The sequence below is a fragment of the Streptomyces sp. NPDC056296 genome, from assembly GCF_042268605.1.
Taxonomy (GTDB): domain Bacteria; phylum Actinomycetota; class Actinomycetes; order Streptomycetales; family Streptomycetaceae; genus Streptomyces.
In genome coordinates, this window is sequence record NZ_JBHJRX010000007.1 from 26,206 (window position 1) to 49,178 (window position 22,973).

18 protein-coding genes and 2 pseudogenes are annotated in these 22,973 nt (G+C 68.9%); 12 read left to right on the forward strand and 8 right to left on the reverse strand.

Features of this window, described 5'->3' with window-relative positions; translation table 11 throughout:
- Positions 1 to 16: 16 nt before the first annotated feature.
- On the reverse strand, positions 17 to 505 hold the full coding sequence (locus tag ACFCZF_RS06925) for a GbsR/MarR family transcriptional regulator (protein ID WP_376670769.1): 489 nt from the start codon (positions 503 to 505) through the stop codon (positions 17 to 19).
- Between the two features lie 126 nt (positions 506 to 631).
- Here ACFCZF_RS06925 and ACFCZF_RS06930 point away from each other — a divergent pair, with 126 nt between their 5' ends.
- Genes ACFCZF_RS06930 through ACFCZF_RS06945 form a run of 4 tightly spaced genes read left to right on the forward strand, consistent with a single transcriptional unit; the run spans position 632 to position 5,745 of the window.
- Positions 632 to 2,197, forward strand: a complete 1,566-nt coding sequence (locus ACFCZF_RS06930; RefSeq protein WP_376670770.1) for a GMC family oxidoreductase — start codon at positions 632 to 634, stop codon at positions 2,195 to 2,197.
- Positions 2,198 to 2,252: 55 nt separating this feature from the next.
- A complete protein-coding gene (locus tag ACFCZF_RS06935; RefSeq protein ID WP_376670771.1) occupies positions 2,253 to 3,695 on the forward strand; it encodes an aldehyde dehydrogenase family protein in 1,443 nt (480 codons plus the stop codon).
- A complete protein-coding gene (locus tag ACFCZF_RS06940; RefSeq protein WP_376670772.1) occupies positions 3,692 to 4,852 on the forward strand; it encodes a M20 family metallopeptidase in 1,161 nt (386 codons plus the stop codon). The genes ACFCZF_RS06935 and ACFCZF_RS06940 overlap by 4 nt, the downstream gene beginning before the upstream one ends.
- A complete protein-coding gene (locus ACFCZF_RS06945) occupies positions 4,849 to 5,745 on the forward strand; it encodes an alpha/beta fold hydrolase (RefSeq protein WP_376670773.1) in 897 nt (298 codons plus the stop codon). The genes ACFCZF_RS06940 and ACFCZF_RS06945 overlap by 4 nt, the downstream gene beginning before the upstream one ends.
- Positions 5,746 to 5,844: 99 nt before the next feature.
- Here the strand turns inward: ACFCZF_RS06945 and ACFCZF_RS06950 are convergent, their stop codons facing one another.
- From ACFCZF_RS06950 to ACFCZF_RS06980, 7 genes and pseudogenes are all read right to left on the reverse strand, one after another.
- Positions 5,845 to 6,324, reverse strand: coding sequence for an AbfB domain-containing protein (locus ACFCZF_RS06950; RefSeq protein ID WP_376670850.1), 480 nt, complete (start codon positions 6,322 to 6,324; stop codon positions 5,845 to 5,847).
- Between the two features lie 18 nt (positions 6,325 to 6,342).
- Positions 6,343 to 8,670, reverse strand: a pseudogene (locus ACFCZF_RS06955) (AbfB domain-containing protein); the annotation flags it as partial.
- A gap of 346 nt (positions 8,671 to 9,016) precedes the next feature.
- Positions 9,017 to 10,105 carry a hypothetical protein gene (locus ACFCZF_RS06960; protein ID WP_376670774.1) on the reverse strand — a complete coding sequence of 363 codons (1,089 nt, stop codon included), beginning with the start codon at positions 10,103 to 10,105 and terminating at the stop codon, positions 9,017 to 9,019.
- Between the two features lie 953 nt (positions 10,106 to 11,058).
- Positions 11,059 to 11,469 (reverse strand): annotated as a pseudogene (locus ACFCZF_RS06965) (MFS transporter); the annotation flags it as partial.
- Positions 11,470 to 11,620: 151 nt separating this feature from the next.
- Positions 11,621 to 11,812 carry a ferredoxin gene (locus ACFCZF_RS06970; protein ID WP_376670851.1) on the reverse strand — a complete coding sequence of 64 codons (192 nt, stop codon included), beginning with the start codon at positions 11,810 to 11,812 and terminating at the stop codon, positions 11,621 to 11,623.
- Positions 11,813 to 11,838: 26 nt separating this feature from the next.
- Entirely contained in the window at positions 11,839 to 13,074 is a 1,236-nt protein-coding gene (locus ACFCZF_RS06975; RefSeq protein ID WP_376670775.1) for a cytochrome P450, read from the reverse strand.
- Positions 13,075 to 13,126: 52 nt separating this feature from the next.
- Positions 13,127 to 14,359, reverse strand: coding sequence for a cytochrome P450 (locus ACFCZF_RS06980; protein ID WP_376670776.1), 1,233 nt, complete (start codon positions 14,357 to 14,359; stop codon positions 13,127 to 13,129).
- A 349-nt stretch (positions 14,360 to 14,708) separates the two neighbouring features.
- Here ACFCZF_RS06980 and ACFCZF_RS06985 point away from each other — a divergent pair, with 349 nt between their 5' ends.
- From ACFCZF_RS06985 to ACFCZF_RS07020, 8 genes are read left to right on the forward strand one after another with little or no spacing between them, the layout of a single operon-like run.
- The gene (locus ACFCZF_RS06985; protein WP_376670852.1) at positions 14,709 to 15,626 is read left to right on the forward strand and encodes a proline iminopeptidase-family hydrolase; all 918 of its coding nucleotides are present in this window, start codon (positions 14,709 to 14,711) and stop codon (positions 15,624 to 15,626) included.
- A gap of 31 nt (positions 15,627 to 15,657) precedes the next feature.
- Positions 15,658 to 16,593: an ACP S-malonyltransferase gene (locus ACFCZF_RS06990; RefSeq protein ID WP_376670777.1), complete on the forward strand. Its 936-nt coding sequence runs from the start codon at positions 15,658 to 15,660 to the stop codon at positions 16,591 to 16,593.
- 26 nt (positions 16,594 to 16,619) lie between these two features.
- Positions 16,620 to 16,871: a phosphopantetheine-binding protein gene (locus ACFCZF_RS06995; protein ID WP_376670778.1), complete on the forward strand. Its 252-nt coding sequence runs from the start codon at positions 16,620 to 16,622 to the stop codon at positions 16,869 to 16,871.
- A 13-nt stretch (positions 16,872 to 16,884) separates the two neighbouring features.
- The gene (locus tag ACFCZF_RS07000) at positions 16,885 to 18,465 is read left to right on the forward strand and encodes an amino acid adenylation domain-containing protein (RefSeq protein WP_376670779.1); all 1,581 of its coding nucleotides are present in this window, start codon (positions 16,885 to 16,887) and stop codon (positions 18,463 to 18,465) included.
- Positions 18,462 to 19,988 (forward strand): AMP-binding protein, encoded by a 1,527-nt coding sequence (locus tag ACFCZF_RS07005; RefSeq protein WP_376670780.1) that lies wholly within the window; start codon positions 18,462 to 18,464, stop codon positions 19,986 to 19,988. The genes ACFCZF_RS07000 and ACFCZF_RS07005 overlap by 4 nt, the downstream gene beginning before the upstream one ends.
- A complete protein-coding gene (locus ACFCZF_RS07010; RefSeq protein WP_376670781.1) occupies positions 19,985 to 21,226 on the forward strand; it encodes a type III PLP-dependent enzyme in 1,242 nt (413 codons plus the stop codon). Before ACFCZF_RS07005 ends, ACFCZF_RS07010 begins: the two co-directional genes overlap by 4 nt.
- The gene (locus tag ACFCZF_RS07015) at positions 21,223 to 21,678 is read left to right on the forward strand and encodes a cobalamin B12-binding domain-containing protein (RefSeq protein ID WP_376670782.1); all 456 of its coding nucleotides are present in this window, start codon (positions 21,223 to 21,225) and stop codon (positions 21,676 to 21,678) included. Before ACFCZF_RS07010 ends, ACFCZF_RS07015 begins: the two co-directional genes overlap by 4 nt.
- Complete coding sequence (locus ACFCZF_RS07020; RefSeq protein WP_376670783.1) at positions 21,675 to 22,952, forward strand: methylaspartate mutase; 1,278 nt, start codon at positions 21,675 to 21,677, stop codon at positions 22,950 to 22,952. Before ACFCZF_RS07015 ends, ACFCZF_RS07020 begins: the two co-directional genes overlap by 4 nt.
- Positions 22,953 to 22,973: the final 21 nt, after the last annotated feature.

A 22,973-nucleotide genomic window follows, 5' to 3' on the forward strand; every position in this document is an offset into this window, starting at 1 on the left:
TCACTGGCGGAGATCACTACCCGTCATGGCGCAGTTGACTTCTGTAGTCCTCGAGAAGCCGCTGCAGCTGCTCCACCATGAACGCGTAGTAGGTCCGCATGTCGAGCAGCCGCGTCTGCTGTGCGGGCGGCAGATACCTGCCGCGCTCCTGTGCGGCCTCCGCGAGCTCCAGCAGCTGCTTCGTCTGGTCAAGTTGGTGTTGGAGACAGCCGACCCACGCGTCGGCGCGCCACTCGTACACGGCTTGGCGCACACCTGGAAGCTTGACCCGGTCGACGGTGCCGTTGGTCATGAGCAGGCGGGTCATCTCCGAGGCCGACCCCTTGCTGGCGCCCAGTGCCTGCTGCAGCTCCGAGAGGGTCATGGGGTCCGGACTGAGCATCAATATGCCCACCAGGCGTCCGGCCATGGGCGGCCACCCCATCGCCCTGCCGATCCGCAGGCCGAAGTCCTCGATCAGCTGACTGTTGTCAGCGGCTTCGCTGTCGTGGGGGGCTTGCGGCATCGACCCTCTCCCGTACGGAAAAAATTGAACGTTCACTCTTGACTGAACTTACCGAGTCCGTCAGATTAACAGACATTCGCGCCGGACTCGCCGTCGTGTGACGCTCCCGCATCCAGGGGTGAAGATATGGCAAAGCGCAGCTGGGATCTTATCGTGGTAGGCGCGGGGTCGGCAGGGGCGGTGCTCGCCGCCCGCGCGGCCGCCCGGGGGAGGCGCGTACTGCTGCTGGAGGCAGGCCCCGACTACCGGTCGGCCGAGATGCCGGAGGTGTGGCGCTCGCCGAACCCGGTGGTGGCGCTGATGGATCCGGCGGCCGCGGCGGATCTGGTCTGGACCGGTCTGAACTCCTCGCGTACCGAGAAGCAGGCGCAGATTCCGTACTGGCGGGGCCGGGGTATGGGCGGAAGCTCGTCGATCAACGGCCAGATCGCGATCCGGCCGCCGATGGAGGACTTCGAGGACTGGGCCCGGCTCGGCTGCGACGGGTGGGCCCCGCAGGACGTTCTGCCGTACTTCACCAAGCTGGAGGACGACGAGGACTTCGGCGACCAGCCCTATCACGGCCGCGGCGGCCCCACCCCCATCTACCGGACCCCCAAGGACGCCTGGGGCAACGTCGACCGTGCGCTGGCCGAATCCGCCCTCGCCGCCGGCTTCGAATGGGCCGCCGACGTCAACGCCCCCGGCGCCACCGGGGTGTCGCCGTACCCCATCAACTCCCGCGACGCGCGCCGCGTCGGCGTCAACGACGCCTACCTGGAACCCGCTCGGGCTCTGGACGGCCTCTCCATCCGCGGCGACGCCCTGGTGGACACCGTCGTCTTCGAAGGAGAACGTGCGGTCGGTGTGCGCGTGGTGGCCGACGGAGCGGTCGTCACCGAGTACGCGGACGAGGTGATCCTCAGCGCGGGCGTGATCCACTCGCCGGCGATTCTGCTGCGCTCGGGCATCGGCCCCGCCGCCCAGCTGCGGGCCCTGGGAATCGACGTCCGCCAGGACCTCCCGGTCGGACTCGGCATGCAGGACCACCCGATGGCGCTGCTCTCGACGCCGCTACGACCCGAAGCGAGGATCAAGTCCCCGCACGACCGGCACACGAACGTCTGCGTCCGCTGGTCCAGCGAGTCCGGCACACATTCGAACGACCTGCTCTTCACCTCGCTGAACCAGAACGTCCTGGCGATGGCCGCCGCCGACACCGAGACACACGCCGGTGCCTTCGGCGTCTGGCTCAACCGGACACACTCGCGCGGTGAACTCACCCTGGTCTCGACCGACCCCTTGGTCCACCCCTACGTCGTGGAGCGGATGCTCTCCGACGAACGGGATCTCGCTCGCATGAGAGAGGGCGTGCGTGCCCTCGTCGAGCTGGGCAGCAGCGCTGAGACCGCCCCGATCCTCGCGGAACCGCTCAAGGAGGCGAACCGACCTCTGTTCGAGGCCCTCGTGAACGACAGCGACCTCGACGACCACCTCCTGGCCACGGTCATCGACACCCAGCACGGCACGAGTACCTGCAGGATGGGCGCCCCCGACGCCGCGGAGACGGTCGTCGACCCCGCGTGCCGGGTGCTGGGCGTCCAGGGGCTGCGCGTCGTGGACTCCTCGGTCTTCCCCTCGGTACCCCGGGCCAACACCAACCTCGCCACCATCATGGCCGGCGAACTCATGGCCGACCGGCTCGACCACTGAACTCGCCCCAGTACGGACCAGTACAGACCAGTACGGAACAGAAACGGCAGCGAACATGAAAAGCCTGCAGCACTTCATCGGTGGCCGATGGGTGGAGCCCGCCGACGGTGACATCCTCACCGTGATCAATCCCGCCACCGAGGACGCCTTCGCGCGCTTCGGCGCGGCATCCGCACACGACGTCGACCGGGCCGTCACGGCCGCGGTCGAGGCACAACCCCGGTGGGCCGCGCTCTCCGTGGCGGAACGCGTGGACCGCATCAACGCCTGGGCCGAGACGATCGCCGAACACGCTGCCGAGCTGGCTGAACTGGAATGCCGGGAGATGGGCAAGCCGGTCGCGGTCGGCCGTTCCTTCATCGACGGATCCGTGGCCGGGCTGAAAGCAGCCGCAGCACAGGCCCTCACCTATCCGTTCGCCGAGACGGTGACCGGCCCGGACGGTGCGCGGACCGACATCGTCCGGCACCCGCTGGGCGCCACCGCGGTGATCACGCCGTGGAACTTCCCCGTCACCATGGTCCTGATCGCCCTCGGCCCGCTGCTCGCCGCCGGCAACGCCGTCGTCGTCAAACCGTCCGAGCGTTCCCCCGTATCGACCGTGCGTCTCTTCGAGCTGGCAGAGGCCGTCGGTATGCCGCCGGGCGTGTTGAACCTGGTACTGGGTGACGGACGCGCCGGAGGAGCGCTCGCGGAGCACGAGGACGTACAGCTCGTGCATTTCACCGGCTCGGTGGGCACCGGCCGGCGCGTTGGCGCCGCGGCCGGCGGCCGGCTGCACCGCTCCGTGCTCGAACTGGGCGGCAAGGACCCCGTGGTGATCGACGCCGGAGTCGATCCGGTGGCGACCGCGCAGGCCGTGGCGTTCGGCGCCTTCGTCAACACCGGCCAGATCTGCACCTCCATGGAGCGGATCTACGTCCACGAACAGATCGCGACCGAGTTCGTCGAGGCACTGGTCGCCGCGGCGCAGACCTTCACCCTCGGCGACGGCCTTGAACCCGCCACGGTGCTCGGCCCGCTCGTCGACGAGCGGCAGCGCGACATCGTACGACGGCACGTCGACGACGCGGTACAGAAGGGCGCCACCCTCCGAACCGGGGGAGTGGTGCCGCAGCGGCCCGGATACTTCTATCCGGCGACCGTGCTCACCGACGTCGACGACACCATGCTCGTCATGACCGAGGAGACGTTCGGGCCCGTCGCACCCGTCGTCGTCGTGCGCACCTTCGAGGAAGGGCTGGCGCGGGCAGCCGAGTCCCGCTACGGCCTCGCCGCCACCGTCTACACCGGCGACCCGGACCACATCGCGGCAGCCACGCGGCTGCCCGCAGGTGTCGTCTGGGTCAACCAGTGGCAGGGCGGCGGCCCGGAACGGCTGTACGAGCCCGCCCGCGACAGCGGCATGGGAGCCACCGGAGCACGCGCCGCCTACGACGCCGCCACCCGGCCCGCCGCCGTCCACATCGCCCCCACCGCCCCGGCGGCTAACCGATGAGCACCGTGAAGGACGCCGCGCAGCGGCGCGTCCGCGCGGTCGGCGACCAACTGGTCGACCTCTCGCACCGCATCCACGCCCACCCCGAACTGGCCTTCGAGGAGCACCGGGCCAGCCGGTGGGTCGCGGACGCCCTCGGCGAAGCCGGGTTCGACGTCCGGCACGGCTGCTACGGCCTGCCCACGGCGGTCGAGGCGACCATCGGCAGCGGGCCGACGCACATCGCGGTGTGCGCGGAGTACGACGCCCTGCCGGACGTCGGACACGCCTGCGGCCACAACGTGATCGCCGCCGCGGCCGTCGGCGCCGGCATCGCACTCGCCCCGCTGGTCGACGAGCTCGGACTGACCGTGCGCGTCCTGGGCACTCCGGCCGAGGAAGGGGGTGGCGGCAAGGTCCTCATGCTCGAACAGGGCGCTTTCGACGGGCTGCGCGCCGCCATGATGGTTCACCCGGCCGCGGTCGAGATGGCGGCGATGCCCGGGCTGGCGGTCACCCAGTTCGACGTGACCTACCGCGGCAAACCGGCCCACGCGGGCGCCTACCCCGAGCTCGGCGTCAACGCCGCCGACGCCATGACCCTCGCCCAGGTCGGTATCGGACCGCTGCGTCAGCAGACCACCGCCTCCGACCGGATTCACGGGATCAGCACCGAGGCCGGCGTCGCCCCGAACATCATTCCGGACGTCAGCCGCGGCCGCTGGATGGTACGCACGGACAGCCTCAGCACCCTGAATCCCCTGGCTGAGCGCGTGCACCGCTGCTTCGAGGCCGGTGCCCTGGCCACCGGCTGCGAACTGTCCACCACACCGGTGGGTCCCGACTACGCCGACCTGCGTCCCGACCAGGAACTGCTGGCACTGTGGGTGGCCAACGCCAAGGCGCTCGGGCGCTCCTTCCCGGACCTCCCGAGCAGCGTTGTGGGCGCGGCCACGGACATGGGCAATGTGTCGCACATCGTTCCCACCATCCATCCGATGCTCGGCCTGGACTGCGGTCCGGCCGTCAACCACCAGCCCGAGTTCACCGCCGCCTGCGTCACCGCCACGGCCGACCGGGCCGTACTGGACGGAGCGACCGGGATGGCCTGGACCGCCATCGACGTCGCGCACGCCGCGCTCGAGCAAGGCACCGCAGCGAGGGAGAACGGCAGATGACGGACACGCTGAGCGGTCGCCCGGGTCCGCGAGAAGAAGGATGGGCGACACGCGACGGTCGCCGTCTGCACTGGACGACCACAGGCAGCGGCGAACACACCATTGTCCTGGAGGCGGGGATCGCCGCCTCCAGCAGCGTATGGAGCCTCATCAGGGACCCTGTGGCCACCTTCACCAGAGTCGTCACCTACGACCGCGTCGGATACGGCACCGGAAAGCCCCGGGACACGACCGTCGAAGACGCCCTGCTCGACCTGGAAGCCGTACTCGAGCAGTCAGGCGCCAAGGGGCCGCTCGTCCTGGTCGGCCACAGTTGGGGCGGTGTACTCATGCGCCTGTTCACCGCCCGTCACCCGGACCGCGTCGCCGCTCTGGTACTGGTCGACGCGACCCACGAGGGCATGAGAATCATGCGCAGTGGCGCCTTCATCCTGTTGAGCCGGATCGCCGCCAAGGCGCGGGCGCGAAAGGCACGCACGGGCGCGCTGCGCAGGTCACTCGAAGCGGGGCGGGGCGAACTCGGCCGCGCGCTGAGCGCACTGCCGACGGCCCTGCGCGATGATCTGCTGGACGAGCTGAGTTCTCCGGCGATATGGCATCAGTCCGCGTACGAGCTGCGTTGCGTACCCTCGTCGCTGCGCTCCCTGCCGACGGCGAGGCCTGATGTCTCGGTGATCGCGGTGGTCGGCACGCAGGCTGTCGGCTGGGCGGAGAGGAAGGCACGAGCCTCGATACGGGCGGCCTACGAGACCTGGCTGCCCACCGTGCCGAACGGTCGCCTGCTGGAGGCATCGCGCAGCGGCCATGTGGTGCCCTTGCAAGATCCCGAGCTGCTCGTCGACACCCTGCGTGAGCTGGTCACATCGCTGTCGACGGACGAACGAGGCCCCTGACGACAGACCGCCGTGCCTGCCCCGATCGGGAACAGGCACGGCGGTGCGGAGCCGTACTGGCCGAGACACCCGTTCAGGGCGGACCGACCACTTGAGGAATCAGGGCGCCCAGGGTGCCTCCAGGACCCAGCTGCTGTCGGCGGTGAGGGCCTGCGGACGGTCGAAGACATCACCGGTGCCATTGCCAGAGGCGATGTGCACCTGCGAGGCGTAATGCCGCAGGAACGAGCCGGGGACGTTGATCGACTCGAACGTGACACCCGTGCCGCCGACTCCCGGGCGGGCGCAGAACGTGGCGTCCTGGCGGAAGAGCGCCGAGCCGTCGTCGGGCGAGTTGCGCACCCGGCTGTCGGCGTGCCGCAGGAACTGCCCCGGGTAGTTCACCGACTCGAACGAGTAGCAGGACGAGTCGGCGAGCCCGCGCCGCACGGTGTACGTCGCGTCCTGCTTGAGCAGTGCGCTGCTCCCCGCGTCGACGATCTCGGTACGGGCGAGGCTGTCGGCGTGTCGCAGGTACCGGTTGGTGTGGCCCCAGGTGGTCACCCGCAACGACCGCCGCACATCGGTGGGCAGCAGCACGGAACTGCGCCACAGAGCCGGCTCGCCGGTGTTCCAGGTGGCGTCGGCGGCGAAGGAGGCGGCTGTGTCCCATGCGTTCGGGCCGCCACTGCGGGCCAGGTACACGCTGTCCGCGTAGTGACGCAGGTAGTTGCCCGGGTAGTTGAGCGATTCGAACGAGGTGCCGCCGTCGGCGAGGCCCGGGCGGCTGCACCAGGTGGCGTCCGCAGCGAACGAGCCGCCGGTGTCCGCGTCGATGCGCACCCGGCTGTCGGCGTGGCGAAGGTAGCGGCCGGGGGAGTTGACCGACTCGAACGAGTAGCAGCGAGGGTCGGCCAGCCCGGTCACGGTGCGGAACGAGGCGTCCTGACGGGCGCCGTCGCCGGAGGCGGTGCTCAGCACGTCGGTGCGGGCCATCGAGTCGGCGTGCCGCAGGTAGCGGTCGGTGTGGCCGGCGGTGGTCACCTTGAACGACCGGACGTGCCCGAGGCTGAGGCCCGAGGCGGCGTTGAGATTGCGCGACGCGGCGATGAGCGCGCCGTGCGCCTGGCGCAGCTGGCCCGTGTCGACCTTCTGCACACGCCGGTCGTAGGTGAGAAGGCCGTTGTACTCGCCCTCGACGTCGGTGATCTCGGTGTAGACGTAGGCGGACAGGCCCTTGGTGGTCATGAGCTGCTGCACGTCACGGACCATGCCCGTGTAGCGGTCGTTGAGCTGCTCGCGGCTGTGCACCTGCTCGTAGGCGAAGAACTGGCCGTTCGGGCTGTACTCGTGGCCGGGTGTGCGCAGGCCGATGCCGCCGAACTCGCCCAGGACGGAGATGCGGGTGTCCGAGGGGCGTGGGGCGTCGGGGCCGGTGTAGACGTGCCAGTCGATCATGTCGCCGGTGCCCGGGTCACCTCGGGAGTCGCAGCAGTTGTATCCGCTGTGCGGGTTCATCAGGCGGGCCGGGTCGTAGTTCTCCAGCTCCGTGGTGATGCGCCGGGTGGCGGCGAGATCCCACTCGCCCCAGCCCTCGTTGAACGGTACGTAGGTGACGACGGCCGGGGAGAACCGGTGTTCGTCGATGATCTCTCGGGCCTCGGTCTCCAGCTGCGCGATCTGCTGAGGGGTGCGGTTGTGGTCGAACGCCGGGGTGGAAGGTATGTCCTGCCAGACCAGCAGTCCGAGCCGGTCGGCGTGGTAGTACCAGCGTGCCGGTTCGACCTTGATGTGCTTGCGCACCATGTTGAAGCCGAGGTCCTTGTGCTTCTGCAGGTCGAAGGCGAGGGCCGCGTCGGTGGGTGCGGTGTAGAGGCCGTCCGGCCAGAAGCCCTGGTCGAGGGTGCCGATCTGGAAGACGAACTCTCCGTTCAGGGTGGGGCGCATGACCCCGTTGAGCATCTTCTTGCCGACCTCGCGCATGCCGAAGTAGCTCGTGACGCCGTCGACGGCGGCGCCGGAAGCGTTGCGGAGGGTGACCCTCATGTCGTACAGGAACGGGTCGTCGGGTGACCAGCGGCGGGCGTCGGGCACCGGGACGGAGAACTCGGTGAAGCCGCCGGTGGCGCGGCCCACCACCTGGCTGCCGGACCTCGCCTCGGCCAGGACGGTGTGGCCGCTGACGTTGCCGCGGGTGAAGACGCGGACCCGGGCGGTGTTGGTCGACAGGTCCGGCCTGATGTCTACGGAGTAGATCGAGGACGCGGGGGTGGGCTCCATCCACACGGTCTGCCAGATGCCGGACGACGGTGTGTAGAAGATGCCGCTGGGGTTGTTCACCTGCTTGCCGACCGGCTGCTTCTCGCCTCGCCCGTCGGTCGGGTCGTAGACGCGCACGATCAGCTCGTTCGTACCGCCGTTGAGCTGCGGTGTGATGTCGACCTCGAAGCGGTCGTAGCCGCCCTTGTGCGTGGTGACCTGGGTGCCGTTGACCCAGACCGTGGCCTCGTAGTCCACGGCGCCGAAGTGCAGTTGCACCCGCTGGCCGTTCCAGCTCTGTGGCACGGTGAAGGTGCGCTTGTAGAACATCAGGTCCCGGTTGTCGTTGCGCATGATGCCGGACAGCGCCGACTCCACCGGGTAGGGCACGAGGATGCGCTCGGGCAGGGTCTGGCCGATCGGCGGTGCCGCGTTGCGGTTGACGTTGCCCGAGCCGTCGGTCGGCGGGTTGAGGAACTGCCACTCGCCGTTGAGCGACTGCCAGTCACCCCGCGTCATCTGCGGTCTCGGGTACTCGGGCAGGGGGTTGGTGGTGGACACCTGGTCGGTCCACGGGGTGGTCAGTGGCGGTGTCTTGGGTGTGACGGCGGCGGAGGCGGTGCCGGTGAAGAGCAGGCCTCCGGCCATCGCCAACACGACCGCCAGACAGGCGATGATGCGACGCATCAAACTCCTCCTGGGCAGGACGGCGCGAGGAGTCCCGCCCGCCGCGTGGCCGACGGCTGGTGCAGTGTGCGGGAGTCCGTGCGTGGCGAGCGGGTGAGTGGTGCGGACGCGGGTCAGAGACACCCGCACCCCGGCCCGGGCAAGAGGCCAGAGCCGAGGTGCGGGGAACGTAGCATGAAACATAGTTCAACGGAATCACTCAGGAACAATCAACAACCGCCAGGTTTACTCGACTTGATCGCCGGTCATGCTTCAGTTCCGCCTCGGTCACGTAGGCGCTCCGATGAGATCGGCCCGAGTCGCCGGCGCTACAGTGCTGCACAGGTGGCTCCCCCTGCCCTGCCTCTCACGAAGGAAGGACGGCTCCGCGATAGACGCGGTCCAGGAGACTGAACAGCGGAGCGTCGTATCGTTGCAGTTCCGAGCGGGTGTTGATGTCGTTGTGAACCCCGTCTCCGCCCGGTCGCCCCTCGTAGTTGACGCCGAAGTAGCTCTGTATGCCTTCAGCCCAGTACTCGGAGACGTTGGTGATCGCATAGGTGTGGCTCCAACGGCCCGTTGCCCTGGCCTGGTCGTAGGCCCGCTGAAGGTCGCCGGCGAAAGTACTGTCGATGTGGCGCAACGCCATGTCCGCCACCGAGTGGCCGAACTCGTGCACGAAGTTGTTCTCCCGCCCCTGGTTGTCCAGGAGATTCGCCTCCGTGCCCACCGACAGTGGCAGGGCGTCCGTGGCCCCCATGCCGGCCCAGTACCGATCGTCGAGTGAGGTCCCGTACCTGGCCCTGACCTCCGGGATCGAACTCATTCTCTCGGAGCGCGCGGTCAGTACGATCCGTACGTTCCGTCTGCGGAGCTCGTTCACCGGAAAGTAGGGGTAGGTGCGAGTGAGCGTCTCCAGTTGTCGTGCTGCCTTGAGCAAGGTCGCGTCATCGATCAAGGCGGAACCCAGTACCGCGATGGACATGCCGCTTGCCTGGTCTTTGGGCCCCTGCACGTATTTCGCATACCAACGTGTGTCCAGCTGGTACTGGTCCACGACCATCTGAGGCACGGGGCTCTGGACGATGGCGCCGGCGCCTCGATTCTGGACGGCGGCCGAGGAGAGGAAGGGGCCGTCCGATGCGTGACCGGCTTCCGGTGGAACGGTCAGCACGAGCGCTGCTGCCGCGACGGCCAGACATTGGCACACCCAGAGGCGTCGGACGGACGCACCTTTTCCCTGCTTCGACCGGCGGGTGTCCAGTTGCACGGTGGGGACCATTCCATGCCTCACTTCTTCGTCGCGAAGGAAACGGAACTTTGCTGGTGGGTTCCGGGGCGGCGCGAAGGCGGGTCCGAAACCGACCTGGTCGCCGCCGGCCCTAGGCAGGAAAAGCTTGGCCGCGCCACGTTGGAACGTCGTCCGGGAGAGCCATGAGCAGCGCCCGTTGATCATGAGGCCCAGGGTGGAGCGCTCCTGATGTTGAACTTCGCACGTTTGTGGCGGGGCTGGAAGCCTCCTGCGCCGAAGAGCCGGTTCCCGAGTGAACTACCGGTAGGCGTGTGGGGTGGTTTCGAGACGTGCGGAGTCGAGTGGCCCTGCAGCACGGGAGCCACGCCCGCGACCACGTCACCATCAGCCAGGGCCGCAAGTTCACGGAGGCACGGTCCGAAGAGGGCAGCGGCGGGCACGTCAACACCAGGGCTGTCTCAAGGAACAGATTTAGGACACCGAACATGTGGGCACGCAGCCGTAATCCGGCGACGTGGAAGCATGTGCCCCGCGAGTGATGGTGGCGGGGCTTGGGCAGGGCAGCCCGTGCCGGGTCAGTTCCGCCTCCTGTCTGCCCGCCGAGTCCAGTCTGCCCGACGGCAGGACGACGTAGTGGACCACCCATCGATCGAGCTACCTGCGGTAACTGCGTGCCGTGCGCGTGCCGTCGTAGAGGACGAAATTGCGTTCGAGGTCGGCCTGGCGGTTCCAGCAGCGCGCGAGGTAGGCGCACTCGGGGAGCGCCGAGGACTCCCTGTGACTGCCGTCCGGTACGACTTCGAGCCTCCCGTTCTGGCGTACGTTGACGCGCTCTGGCCCGAAGAGGGAAGAGCCGCGAGGTCAGTTCGACGACGGCGAGCGGCGCGCCGCCGAGGACGTATGCGGTGGCGCGTCGTTTTGTGAGCCACCAGGCCCCGGCGACGATCCCGATGAACAGCCCGGCCGCCTGACTGGCCGTGGTCGCCAGAGCCACCAGCAGCGCGACCAGCACGATAATCGCGCAGCGATACGACCATCGGGGCGCGACGGGACGTACGGCGCCGCTGCCGAAGACGACCACCAGCGCCGCGAGACCGAACATGGTGCCCAACGCGAACGTCGCCCGGCCCGACACCGCGTCGCAGGTCAGGGCGACCGCCGGAGATCGCGCCGGCCCGCACGACAGCCGCGCGGCCGTAGCCGTCGAGGAAGAACGTGCCGCTGAAGCATCCCCGGGTCATTGCTGCGGCCAACCCCACGTAGACGAGTGAGCGGACTGCGGCGTCGAGCCCGTGGTGGCCGTCGACCATGGCTACGGTCCCGTCACACCTGCAGCCTCGAGCGCTGCGCCCGTTGGAGGCGGGCGGTGCGGCGCGGATTCCGGTCCGGGCGGGGACGGCACCGATGGCGTACGTGAAGATCGCGGTCGCCACCACGGCGACTGCCGCCAGGTGCCAGTGGGCGGGGAACGACGCGGCGGTGGCCGCCGTGCCGGCCAGGCCTCTGATGACGGTTCCCAGGCTGACGCATCCGTGCAGCGTGGGCAGAACGGCCGAAGAAGTACAACGAGTACAAGCAGCAGGACTCCGAGCACCTGCTGGAGACCACCGGCAAGGAACTGCGCAAGCTCATGAGCTGGGTCGACGAAGAGGCGTTGACCCTACTGCCGGGGGCCGGAGCGACCCAGCCCCGGCCCCTTCGTGCGTCGCGCACGACAAGTCAGTCGAGAACCTCGATGGAGCGTGACGGGCACAGGTCGGCCGCCCGATGTACCTCTTCACGCAGTTCGGCCGGCGGTTCATCCTGAAGGACGATCACCAGCCCGTCGTCGTCCTGATCGAAGACGTCGGGGCTGAGCATCGCGCACTGACCGGAGCCCACGCACCGGTCGTTAACCGCGTTGACACGCATGGTGGATATCCGATTCAGCTCGGCCGTCACCAGGTGACGGGCAACTCGTAGACGCCGTAGACCATGGCGTCGTCCTTGAAACGGAGGCTGTCCGCGGGCACGGCCAGCCGGAGACCGGGGATGCGGCGAAGCAGCGTGCCGTACACGATCTCCAGCTCCGCGCGGGCCAGGTTTGCCCCGATGCACTGGTGGATCCCGTAACCGAACGCGAGGTGACTGCGTGCCTCCTTGCGGTGGAAGTCCAGTGTGCCGGGGTCGGAGAAGATCCGCTCGTCGTGGTTGGCGGCGTTGTTCAGCGCGAGGATGCCCTCGCCGGCGTGGATGGTGACTCCGCCCACCTCGATGTCCTCCACCGAGACCCGGGCGGTGCCGGAGTCCGAGATGGAGAAGACCCTCAGCAGCTCCTCGACGGCGTTGGGCAGCAGCGTCGGGTCGGACCGCAACTCGGCCATATGGTCCGGATGTTCCAGCAGTGCCAGTACGCCGAGTGCGATCATGTTGGCGGTGGTCTCGTGACCGCCGACCAGCATCATCCTCGCCATGGTCACCACATCCGCGTGGTCGGCGACCTGCTCTGCGGCGTTCTTCTCCAGGAAGCGGCTGATCAGGTCGTCTCCCGGCTCACTCTCCTTCTGGGTGACGAGCTTGTCGAGGTACATGTCCAGCGACTGCACGGCAGCGCCGTACTCCTCGGGGCTGAGGTCGTGGTTCATCATCGCCGCCGACCAGCCCTCGAACTCGGCGTGATCCTCGTACGGGACGCCGAGCAGCTCGCAGATCGTCAGGGACGGCACCGGCAGGGCGAGCGCGGCGACCAGGTCCGCCGTGTCGCCCGAGGCCAGCATGGCGTCGATGCGCTCGTCGACGATCTCCTGGATGCGCGGACGCATCTCCTTCACCCGGCGGGCGGTGAATTCCGGAATGAGCATGCGCCGTTGTGCGGTGTGGTCCGGCGGATCCATGGACAGCATCATCAGCCGGGCGTGGGCCAGCATCTCGTCGGAGATGTGGAACTGGTGCGGGTAGCCAGGGCGCTTGAGGTTGGAACTCACCCGCGGGTCACCGAGCACCTGACGGACGTCTTCGTGCCGTGTGACCAGCCATGTCGGTTTGCCGTTCACCTTCAGCGCGGCGCGGGAGACGGGACTCTCCTCGCGCATCCTGGCGTACTCGCTCGGCTCACTGAACGGGCAGGTGCGCCGCATGGGGAATTGGGGAAGCTGCGTCGGGTTTTCGGGCGCCGCGTCGGCGGGCTGGGTCATGAGTGCCTCTCGAAGGGTTCGGTGAACGAAGGGCGCCCGACCAGGGGGGACTTCACCATGTGACGGGCAGCTCGTACAGGCCGTAGACGATGGCGTCGTCCTTGAAACGCAGTTCGTCGGCGGGCGCGGCCAGTCGCAGCGTCGGTATGCGCCGCAGCAGTGTCGAGTAGACGACGTCGAGTTCCATACGTGCCAGGTTCTGGCCGATGCACTGGTGGACGCCGTAGCCGAAGGCCACGTGGCTGCGGGCCTCGCGGCGGATGTCGAACCGGTCGGCGTCGGGGAAGACCCGCTCGTCGTGGTTGGCGGCGTTGTTCAGCGGCAGGATGCCGTCGCCGGCCCGGATGGTGACGTCGGCCAGCTCGATGTCCTCCATGGCCACGCGGGCCGTGCCGGCGTCGGAAATGGAGAAGAGGCGCAGCAGCTCCTCCACGGCCCCCTGCATGAGCTCCGGCTCCGCACGCACGGCGTCGAGCTGTTCGGGATGCTCGAGCAGAGCCATGACGCCCAGCGCGATCATGTTCGCGGTGGTCTCATGACCGGTCACCAGCATCAGCTTGGACATGCTGACGATGTCCGAGTGCTCTACCGCCGGAGTCTCCCGGTTGAACGCGATCAGCCGGCTGATCATGTCGTCGCCGGGATCGCTCTCCTTCTCGGTGACCAACCCGTCGACGTAGCTGTCGAGCTCGTAGTGGGCCAGGCCCCTTTCCTCGTCGCTCACGTCGTGGTTCATGATGGCCCAGGCCCACTTCTCGAAGCGCGGGTGATCCTCGTAGGGGACGCCGAGCAATTCGCAGATGACCAAGGAGGGCACCGGCAACGCGAGGGCCGTGACAAGGTCCACCGGCGTCGAACCGCCCTTGGCGAGCATGACGTCGATCTGTTGGTCCACGATCTCCTGGACCCGGGCACGCAGCTCCCGCATCCGTCGCACACTGAACTCCGGAGCCAGCATGCGACGCTGCACGGTATGGTCCGGCGGGTCCATGGAGAGGAAGGTGAGCGGCACCGACTGGAGGGTCTCCTCGGGTACCGGCACCTGGAGCGGATAGCCCGGCAGCTTCAGGTTCGCGCTCACTCGTGAGTCGCCCAGCAGCTTCTTGTACAGGTCGTGCCGGGTGATCAGCCAAGTCCGTTTGCCGTTCACCCGCAGACGGGCCTGAGAGACAGGTTCGGCCTTGCGCAGCTCGGCGTAGTCGGCAGGAGGGCTGTAGGGGCAGGCTCGTCGCATCGGGAACTCCGGCAGAGCGTCCTCATGGGCCGCTTCGGCAGGTGCACTCATGAAAGTCCTGTTCGCACGGTCGGAAACGGGACGCCGACGCCGGAGAAGGGCCACCAGCTCCGCGCCCGTAGGTCGAGGCCGGCGTTGCTCCGCACGCTAGGCAGCGGCCGTCATGGACGCCCACCCCTAACCGCCCCTAGAAGCCTGAGCATCGGCGCCGGGCGTGGCGGCCGTCACGTCTGCCCCCACTAGGGGCGGTTAGGGGGCTGGTGTGGTCGAGGCGGAGGCTAGCGTCGGCTGCGGAGCACAGCGGGGGGCACGGTGCGCCCGACGTCTCACGCCCCCAGCTCCGGCCGGCGGTCCTCTCCGGACGCCGCCGTCTTCCCCAGCCCCAGGAGAGGTGATCAACGTGTGCCCGGAACCCAGCACGCCGGGTCTCGTCCCGAGTGTCAAGGGCACCGTACCCTTCGGGGACCACCGGACCTGGTACCGGCTGACCGGTGAGACAGGCGGACCACGTCCGGTGATCGTCGTCGTGCACGGCGGCCCCGGTAGCACGCACGACTATCTGCTGCCGCTCACCCGCCTCGCCGAGGACGGCTGGCCCGTCCTCCACTACGACCAGCTGGGCAATGGAGGCTCCACCCATCTCCCCGCAAAAGGGGCGGAGTTCTGGACCGTCGACCTCTTCCTCGACGAGCTCGACAACCTTCTCGCGGAACTGGGTGTCAGCCACGACTACGTCCTGTTCGGGCAGTCCTGGGGCGGCCCGCTGTGCGCACGGCACGCCATGCGACGTCCACCCGGGCTGCGCGGTCTGGTCGTCGCCAACGCACCTGCCTCCTACCCCGTGTGGCTGGAGGAGATGGCCCGGCTGCGAGCGGAACTGCCGCCGGATGTGCAGGAGACCCTGCTGCGGCACGAGGCCGCCGGTACCTACGACACCGATGACTACCTGGCGGCCATGAAGGTCTTCTACGACCGCCACGTGTGCCGGCTCACCCCCTGGCCCCGTGACTTCCTCTCCTCCTTCATGGAGATCTACAACGACCCGACGGTCTACTACGCCATGAACGGCCCCAACGAGTTCCATGTGATCGGTTCGTTGAAGGAGTGGTCGATCGTCGAGGAACTCGACACCGTGCGCACACCCACACTCGTCCTCAGTGGCCGTCACGACGAGGCCACCCCCACCGTCGTACGGCCCTACTACGAACGCATACCCGGAGCCCGCTGGGAGATCTTCGAGAACTCCAGCCACCTGCCCCATCTCGAGGAACCCGAACGGTTCTTCGAGGTCATGACCGACTTCCTCACCGGCCTGTGACGTACCAACCGAAAGGAGGCGGGACACCGCCATGGCGTACGCCACCGCTCTGGTCTTCCCCGGCATGGGACCCGTCCCGTTCTCCGAGGTCGGCCGGTTCATGGTCGCCAACCCGCACGCCCGGGAACTGGTCGCCATCGCCGACGAAGCCCTCGGCTACTCCCTCGTGGACGCCTTCCGCACTGCCGAGGGTGACTACTCGGAAGCCGCCCAGGTCGCCTTCCTCGTGAACTGCCTGGCCAGCGCCTACTGGGCACGCGAGCATCTCGACGTGTCCCCGGACATCGTGGCCGGGCCGAGCTTCGGGGAGAAGGCGGCCATCGCCTACACCGGCGCCCTCGGCCTGCCTGACGCCGTCCGTCTCACAGCTGAGATCGCGCGCTGCCTGGAGACCTACTTCGCCTCCTCTCACCAGGACATCGTCACGCTCTCCTTCGTCCGCGCGCCGCGCGAGGAGCTGGATCCGATCCTGTCCGAACTCGACGAGGCGGGGGAGTGGTACGAGATCTCCTGCTACATCGACGACGGCTTCTGGATGGTGTCCCTGGCCGAGCGGCGTGTGGAGTGGCTGCTGGAGCGACTGCGCGGGATCGGCAGCCTGCCCCTCTACAGCATGCGTCCTCCCATGCACGCGTCCCTGTTCGCACCGCTGCGCGCCATGGCGGAGCGCGAGGTCGTCTCCCGCTACACCTTCTCCGACCCGGCGCTGCCGGTCGTCGCCGATCAGGACGGCAGGCTGCTGCACACGGGCGAGGAGCTGCGCACCATGCTCCTCGACAGCTTCGACCACCCCATGAACTGGCCGAGCGTCACCACGGCTCTGGAGGACGCGGGCGTCGGACGTCTGTGTGTCGCCGGGCCCGACAGTCTCTTCGGCCGAGTACCTCGCACCGTCCGCACCTTCCAGGTCATCACCGCGCATCCCCGCCTGGCGTTGACACCACGGCGCGACGCGCGCCCCGTCTGACCCGCCGATCCGCAGGAGGCACACCCATGTGGGACGACCAGTTCGAAGAGATACTCCGCACCTTCCTGCCGTTCCTGCCGCCCCAGGAGCCGCTTGCCGCCGACGAGGAGCTGAAGGACCTCGGCCTGGACTCCCTGGGCACCGTCCAGTTGCTCGGGACGCTGGAGGAGACGTATCAGATCCGTTTCCGGGACAGCGCTCTGACCATGGACACCTTCCGCACCGCGGGCGTGCTGTGGAAGACCGTCGAGAGCATGCTCCAGCGCAGCGCGAGCTGACGGGACGGACACCGTGGACCCCACCGTCGACGGCACGCTGTCCGGACGGTTCCTGCGCGGCCTGGCCCGGTCACCCGACCGGACCGCCCTGCGGGCCGCAGGCGTCGCTCTCACCTACCGCGAGTTGCACGAGCGCGCGCTCGTGCTCGCCGGCTCGCTGCTGGCCCACTTCCCCGGCCCGCCGCCCGCCGTGGGCGTGCTCGGGGGCAAGGGGCCATCGGCGTACACGGCGCTGTTGGCCGGTCTCTACAGCGGTGCCACCGTCGTCCCCCTGCAACCGGCGTTTCCCGCCGCCCGAACCCGGCAGATGATCGAGGCGGCCGGTGTGGGCGCCCTGCTCGCCGCCGACGAGACACTGCCCGCCCTCACCGCTCTGCACGAACAGGGCGTCACGCTGCCCACGCTGTACGCCGCGGGAGAACAGCCACATCCGTCAGTGCCCGTCGACGCGGACCGGGCGCTGAAGGCACCCATGCCCGCGCGCCCGGCGGACGTCGCGTACGTGCTGTTCACCTCCGGCTCCACCGGCCGTCCCAAGGGCGTGCCCGTCACCCACGCCAACACCGCGCACTACTTCGCCCTGCTCGACGAGCGTTACGACTTCGGCCCGCGGGACGTGTTCTCACAGACCTTCGACCTCAACTTCGACTGCGCGTTCTTCGACCTCTTCTGCGCCTGGGGTGCCGGGGCGACGCTGGTGCCCGTGCCGGCGCACGCCTACGCGCACCTCCCTCGGTTCGTGGCCGAGCAGGGCCTGACCGTGTGGTTCTCCACGCCCAGCGCCATCACCCTGGTACGGCGTACCGGTGGACTGCGTCGGGCGGCGATGCCGACCCTGCGCTGGAGCTTCTTCGCGGGGGAGGCGCTCAGCTGCCCGGATGCCGAGGACTGGGCGGCCTCCGCTCCGGGCACGACGCTGGAGAACCTGTACGGACCGACCGAACTGACCATCACGGTCTCGGCGTACCGATGGCGGCCCGGTCGGCGCCACCTGCACGACATGGTGCCGATCGGCACCGTGCACGCCGGACACGCCACACTGCTGGTGGACCAGGACGGCGCGCCGAGCACGACCGGAGAGGGCGAACTGTGCGTCGCCGGGCCCCAGCTGACATCCGGCTACCTCGACCCGGCCGACGACGCGGGACGGTTCCTCGACCGGGACGGACAGCGCTTCTACCGCACCGGTGACCGGGTCCGCCACACCGACGAGGACGGCCTGCTCTATCTCGGCCGGCAGGACGCCCAGGTCCAGGTGCACGGCGTGCGCGTGGAACTGGCCGAGGTCGACGCCGCGGTGCGCACCTGCCCGGGCGTCGAGAACGCGGTGACGGTGGCGGTGCCCGTCGACGGCACGGTGGAACTCGCCGTCTTCCACACCGGCGACCCCGTTACGCCCGTCCGGCTCGCCCGCCATCTGCGCGAGTTGCTGCCCGCCGCCGTAGTTCCCCGCGCCTACCACCATCTGGACGCGCTTCCGCTCAATCCCAATCGCAAGACCGACCGCAGGAATCTCACCTCCCGTGCCACCACCCTGAAGCAGCAGCCCGCTGGGTCCGGGAACGGGACCGAAGGACGGCAGGAGTCGTCGTGACCGCTGGACCGAAGGCGCAGGCCCGCACCGAGGCACTGGTGCACGACCTGCTCGACGAGGCCACCGCCGACCACCCCCACGGGACGGCGGTCGCCGACGCGACCGGAAGCTGGACCTATCTGGAGCTCACGCGGTGGAGCCACGCCGTGGACGCCTGGCTCCAGGCACAGGGTGTCGGACACGGCGACCGGCTCCTCGTGCAAGTGCCCAGCGATCGTGAACTGGTGGCACTGCTGTACGGCACCGCCCGCCGCGGTGCGGTCCTCGTCCCGGTCAACACCGGCATGAAGGACTATCACCTGCGCGCGGTCGTCGAGAACTGCGAACCCTCGTTGATCATCGTCACCGATCCCGCCGCGGCCCGCGTCTCCTCGGTGGCGCCGGCGGTGCCCGTACTGGGTCTGAGCGAGGCCTGGCGGGGTGTCGCCGAGCTGCGCGAGAAGGACGCCCGCGGAGACGGGCATGCCGTGGAGTACGACGACATCGCCGTCCTCGTGTACACCTCGGGCTCCACCGCGGCGCCCAAAGCCGTAGTGTGCCCTCACGGCCGTATGGTCTTCGCGACCGAGGCGATCAACCTCGAACTCGGTTACCGCTCCGACGACGTGGTGTTCTGCCGTTTCCCCATCTCCTGGGACTACGGCCTCTACAAAGTCCTCCTGACCGCGGTCGGCCGCAGCAAGCTCGTCCTCGCCGACGGTGAGTCCGACCTCGTACTGCTGCGCCGCATCCGCGAGACCGGTGCCACCATCGTGCCCATCGTGCCGTCCCTGGCCGCCATGATCTGCGCGCTCGCCGAACGCGAACCGCGGGCCGGCTCGAGCGTGCGCATGTTCACCAATACCGGCGCCGCCCTGCCGAAAGTCACCGCGGACGCACTGCGCGCCGCGTTCCCCGGGGCGGACGTGGTCATCCAGTTCGGACAGACGGAGTGCAAGCGCGTCTCCGTACTGCCCCCCGCCCACCAGGACGCCCGGCCCGACTCGGTCGGCCGCCCGCTCCCCGGCACCCGGGCCTTCGCCGTCGATGACACCGGGCATCGGCTGCCGCCCTGGCAGACCGGCGAGATCGTCGTCGAGGGACCGCATGTGATGCCGGGATACTGGCGCGCACCGCAGGAGACCGCACGTGTCTTCCGGCTCACCCCCTTCGGCGGACTCCGCCTGCACACCGGTGACTTCGGGCACGTCGACGAGGACGGCTTCCTGTACTACGAGGGCCGCCGGGACGACATGTTCAAGCACAAGGGCGTACGCATGAGCACCACCGAGATCGAGGCCGCCGCCGCCGACGTTCCCGGCGTCAAGGCGGCGGCCGTGCTGCCGCCCGCCGACGGCCGGGACCTCACGGTGTTCGCGGTGGGCGACATCGACCCGCACGCACTGCTCAGGGAACTGTCCCTGCGACTGGAGCCCGCCAAAGTACCCGGCGTCTGCCGCGTCCTGGACGAGCTCCCCCTGACCGCACACGGCAAGCACGACCGCAAGCAGCTCATCCGCATCCTGGAAGGAACGACGCCGTGACCGGCACCGCCGAACTCGCCGAACGCTTCGGCACGCCCTCCTACGTCTACGACCTGGACAGGATCGCGACGGCGCGGGACGACCTGTTCGCCGCCCTGCCCGACGAAGTGGCCGTGTTCTACGCCGCGAAGGCCAACCCGCACCCGGAGATCCTGCGCCAGATGCGTACCGGCACCGGCCGCGTCTGCGGCGCCGAGATCAGCTCCGTAGGTGAACTCGACGCCGTGTTCCAGGCCGGCTACGAGGGCACCGATGTGCTCTACACCGGTCCCGGGAAGACCACCGAGGAACTGACCGAGGCAATGTCCAGCGGCGTACGGACCTTCTCCGTGGAATCACCCGGTGACCTGCGACGCGTCGGCGAGACGGCAATGCTGCTCGGCGTCACCGCCGAATGTCTGCTTCGCGTCAACAACGCCACGGGAGCGGCAGCGACCAGCATTCGGATGACCGGCGTGCCCTCCCAGTTCGGATTCGATGCCGAGACCCTGTCGGAACACGCGGCCGATCTGCGCGAGGTGCCCGGCACCGTCCTGGCCGGACTGCACTTCTTCCCGCTGAGCAACGCCAAGGACGAAGCGAGCCTCATCGCCGAGTTCCGGCACACCATCGCCACCGCCGCCGCGCTCCAGCAGACGCTCGGTGTGACGTTCCGCTTCATCGACCTCGGCGGCGGCTTCGCCGCACCGTACGCGGTACGGGGAGAACGTCCCGTCTACGGCACACTGCGCGACGCCCTGGCCACGTCGCTCGACGAGCACTTCCCCGGCTGGCGCGACGGAGCCCCGCGCATCGCCTGCGAGTCGGGCCGCTACCTGGTCGCCGACAGCGGTGTGCTCCTCACCCGCGTCGTCAACGTCAAGGACAGCCGTGGCACCCGCTACGTCGTCCTCGACGCCGGCATCAACACCTTCGGCGGCATGTCCGGCCTCGGCCGCATCATGCCGGTCTCCGTCGAGCCCCAGGAGTCCCTGGCGTCGGACGGCGCCCCGACCCACCTCGCCGGACCCCTTTGCACCCCGGGAGACCTGCTGGGACGCAACGTGCCACTGGCCGACCCGACACCGGGAGACCTGCTGACCGTCCCCAACGCCGGGGCCTACGGCCCCACCGCCAGTCTCCTGATGTTCCTGGGCAGGCCCGCCCCGACGGAGATCGTCGTCCGCGGCGACGACGTCGTCTCCGCCTCCCGCATCCAGCACCTGCGAACCTACGAACACGGACAGGCCCCGCGATGAGTGACACCCCCTTCCGCGCCCCCGGCTCCGCCGAGCAGCCCGTCATCGTGGCCGGCGGCATCTCCGACTCCCACACCTGGAACCTCGTCTACCTCCAGCTCCTGATCGAGGAGCACGGCCGCCGCGTGATCAACCTCGGCCCCTGCGTGCCCGAGGACCTGCTCATCGAGCAGGCCCTGACACAGGACCCCGTACTGATCGTGGTCAGCAGTGTCAACGGGCACGGCTACCACGACGGCATGCGCAGCATCACGCGGCTGCGCGAGCAGCCCGGGCTCACCGCGGTGCCCGCCGTCATCGGCGGCAAACTCGGTATCGCCGGACCCTGCGACGACCAGGAGGCGGCCGCCCTGCGCGCGGCCGGCTACGACGCGGTGTTCGACGACACCAGCGAGGGCATCGCCACCTTCCGGCTCCTGCTCGACTCCCTGCCCCAGCGGACCCTGGTGTGACCGGTGCGGGGTTCGGCGCCTTCGTGCGCCGCGCCCACGACGCCGGTCGCCTGGTCGTCCAGCCACGGATGGGAATGAGCCACCCGGACCGTATGCGGGCCGGGCTGCTGGCCACCCGGGCAGCCGACGCGACGACCGTGGGCACCCTCACCCTGGACAGCTACACCCGGGTCGGAGATCTGGAGTCCGCTCAACTCGCCGTCCTGGAGGGCGCCGACCTGAACGGCTACCCGCTGGCGAGCCATGAGCCGGCCACGACCCGCAGGGTCCTCGAAGGCATCCACGATCCCGGCTTCCCGGTGCAGGTCCGGCACGGCTCGGCGGCACCGCAGCACATCTTCCGGTCCCTCGCCGCCGTGGGGCTCGACGCGTCCGAGGGCGGGCCCGTCTCCTACTGTCTCCCCTACGGCAGGGTCTCTCTGCGCGACTCCGTCGCCCACTGGGCCCAGTCCTGCGAGCTGTTCGCCGAGCTGTGCGACGCCGGCTCGGAGCCGCACCTGGAGACCTTCGGCGGATGCGTGCTCGGCCAGCTTTGCCCGCCCGGACTGCTCGTGGCGGTCAGCGTCCTCGAGGCGATCTTCTTCCGACGGCACGGGATACGAAGTATCTCCGTGAGCTATGCCCAGCAGACCAACGCGCGTCAGGACAGGGAAGCAATCGCGGCGTTGCGCAGTCTGTGCGCGCAATTCCTCGCCGGTATCGAATGGCACGTAGTCGTCTACGCCTATATGGGATTGTTCCCGGAGACCGAGGACGGCGCCTCTTTTCTGCTCGCACAGGCCGCCGAACTGGCCGTCGCCAGCGACTCGGAGCGCCTGATCGTGAAAACCGTCGCGGAATCCCGGCGCATTCCGACGGTCGCGGAGAACGTCGCCGCGCTGGAACACGCGGCCAAGATCGCCGCGCGCACCGAACGGTACCCGCTGGAGGGAAGCGCGACGGAGGTCTACGCGGAGGCATACACGCTGGTCGACGCCGTACTGAACTTGGACGAGGACCTCGGTGCCGCGCTGCTGGCGGCGTTCGCCGAGGGCAGGCTGGACGTTCCCTACTGCCTGCATCCGGACAATGCCGGACTGACCAGAAGCTATATCGCAGCGGACGGCCGACTGTGCTGGGCCGACGTCGGGAAGATGCCGCTCAACCAGGTCGCCGAAGTGCGCCCGGTACGCACTGTCACATCGGCAGAGCTTCTCAACTCTCTTTCCTATGTGAGGCGGTACTACGACGGTCACGCCTCCTCGGCGGCGGGGGAGCCGCTGGAACGCCCCTAGGGGTGCGTACGGGTGTGACTC

Bases quoted from the DNA above. Each gene is read 5' to 3' on its own strand.
- ACFCZF_RS06925 (WP_376670769.1), bottom strand. From the start codon at position 505: ATGCCGCAAGCCCCCCACGACAGCGAAGCCGCTGACAACAGTCAGCTG.
- ACFCZF_RS06930 (WP_376670770.1), top strand. From the start codon at position 632: ATGGCAAAGCGCAGCTGGGATCTTATCGTGGTAGGCGCGGGGTCGGCA.
- ACFCZF_RS06935 (WP_376670771.1), top strand. From the start codon at position 2,253: ATGAAAAGCCTGCAGCACTTCATCGGTGGCCGATGGGTGGAGCCCGCC.
- ACFCZF_RS06940 (WP_376670772.1), top strand. From the start codon at position 3,692: ATGAGCACCGTGAAGGACGCCGCGCAGCGGCGCGTCCGCGCGGTCGGC.
- ACFCZF_RS06945 (WP_376670773.1), top strand. From the start codon at position 4,849: ATGACGGACACGCTGAGCGGTCGCCCGGGTCCGCGAGAAGAAGGATGG.
- ACFCZF_RS06960 (WP_376670774.1), bottom strand. From the start codon at position 10,105: ATGATCAACGGGCGCTGCTCATGGCTCTCCCGGACGACGTTCCAACGT.
- ACFCZF_RS06970 (WP_376670851.1), bottom strand. From the start codon at position 11,812: ATGCGTGTCAACGCGGTTAACGACCGGTGCGTGGGCTCCGGTCAGTGC.
- ACFCZF_RS06975 (WP_376670775.1), bottom strand. From the start codon at position 13,074: ATGACCCAGCCCGCCGACGCGGCGCCCGAAAACCCGACGCAGCTTCCC.
- ACFCZF_RS06980 (WP_376670776.1), bottom strand. From the start codon at position 14,359: ATGAGTGCACCTGCCGAAGCGGCCCATGAGGACGCTCTGCCGGAGTTC.
- ACFCZF_RS06990 (WP_376670777.1), top strand. From the start codon at position 15,658: ATGGCGTACGCCACCGCTCTGGTCTTCCCCGGCATGGGACCCGTCCCG.
- ACFCZF_RS06995 (WP_376670778.1), top strand. From the start codon at position 16,620: ATGTGGGACGACCAGTTCGAAGAGATACTCCGCACCTTCCTGCCGTTC.
- ACFCZF_RS07015 (WP_376670782.1), top strand. From the start codon at position 21,223: ATGAGTGACACCCCCTTCCGCGCCCCCGGCTCCGCCGAGCAGCCCGTC.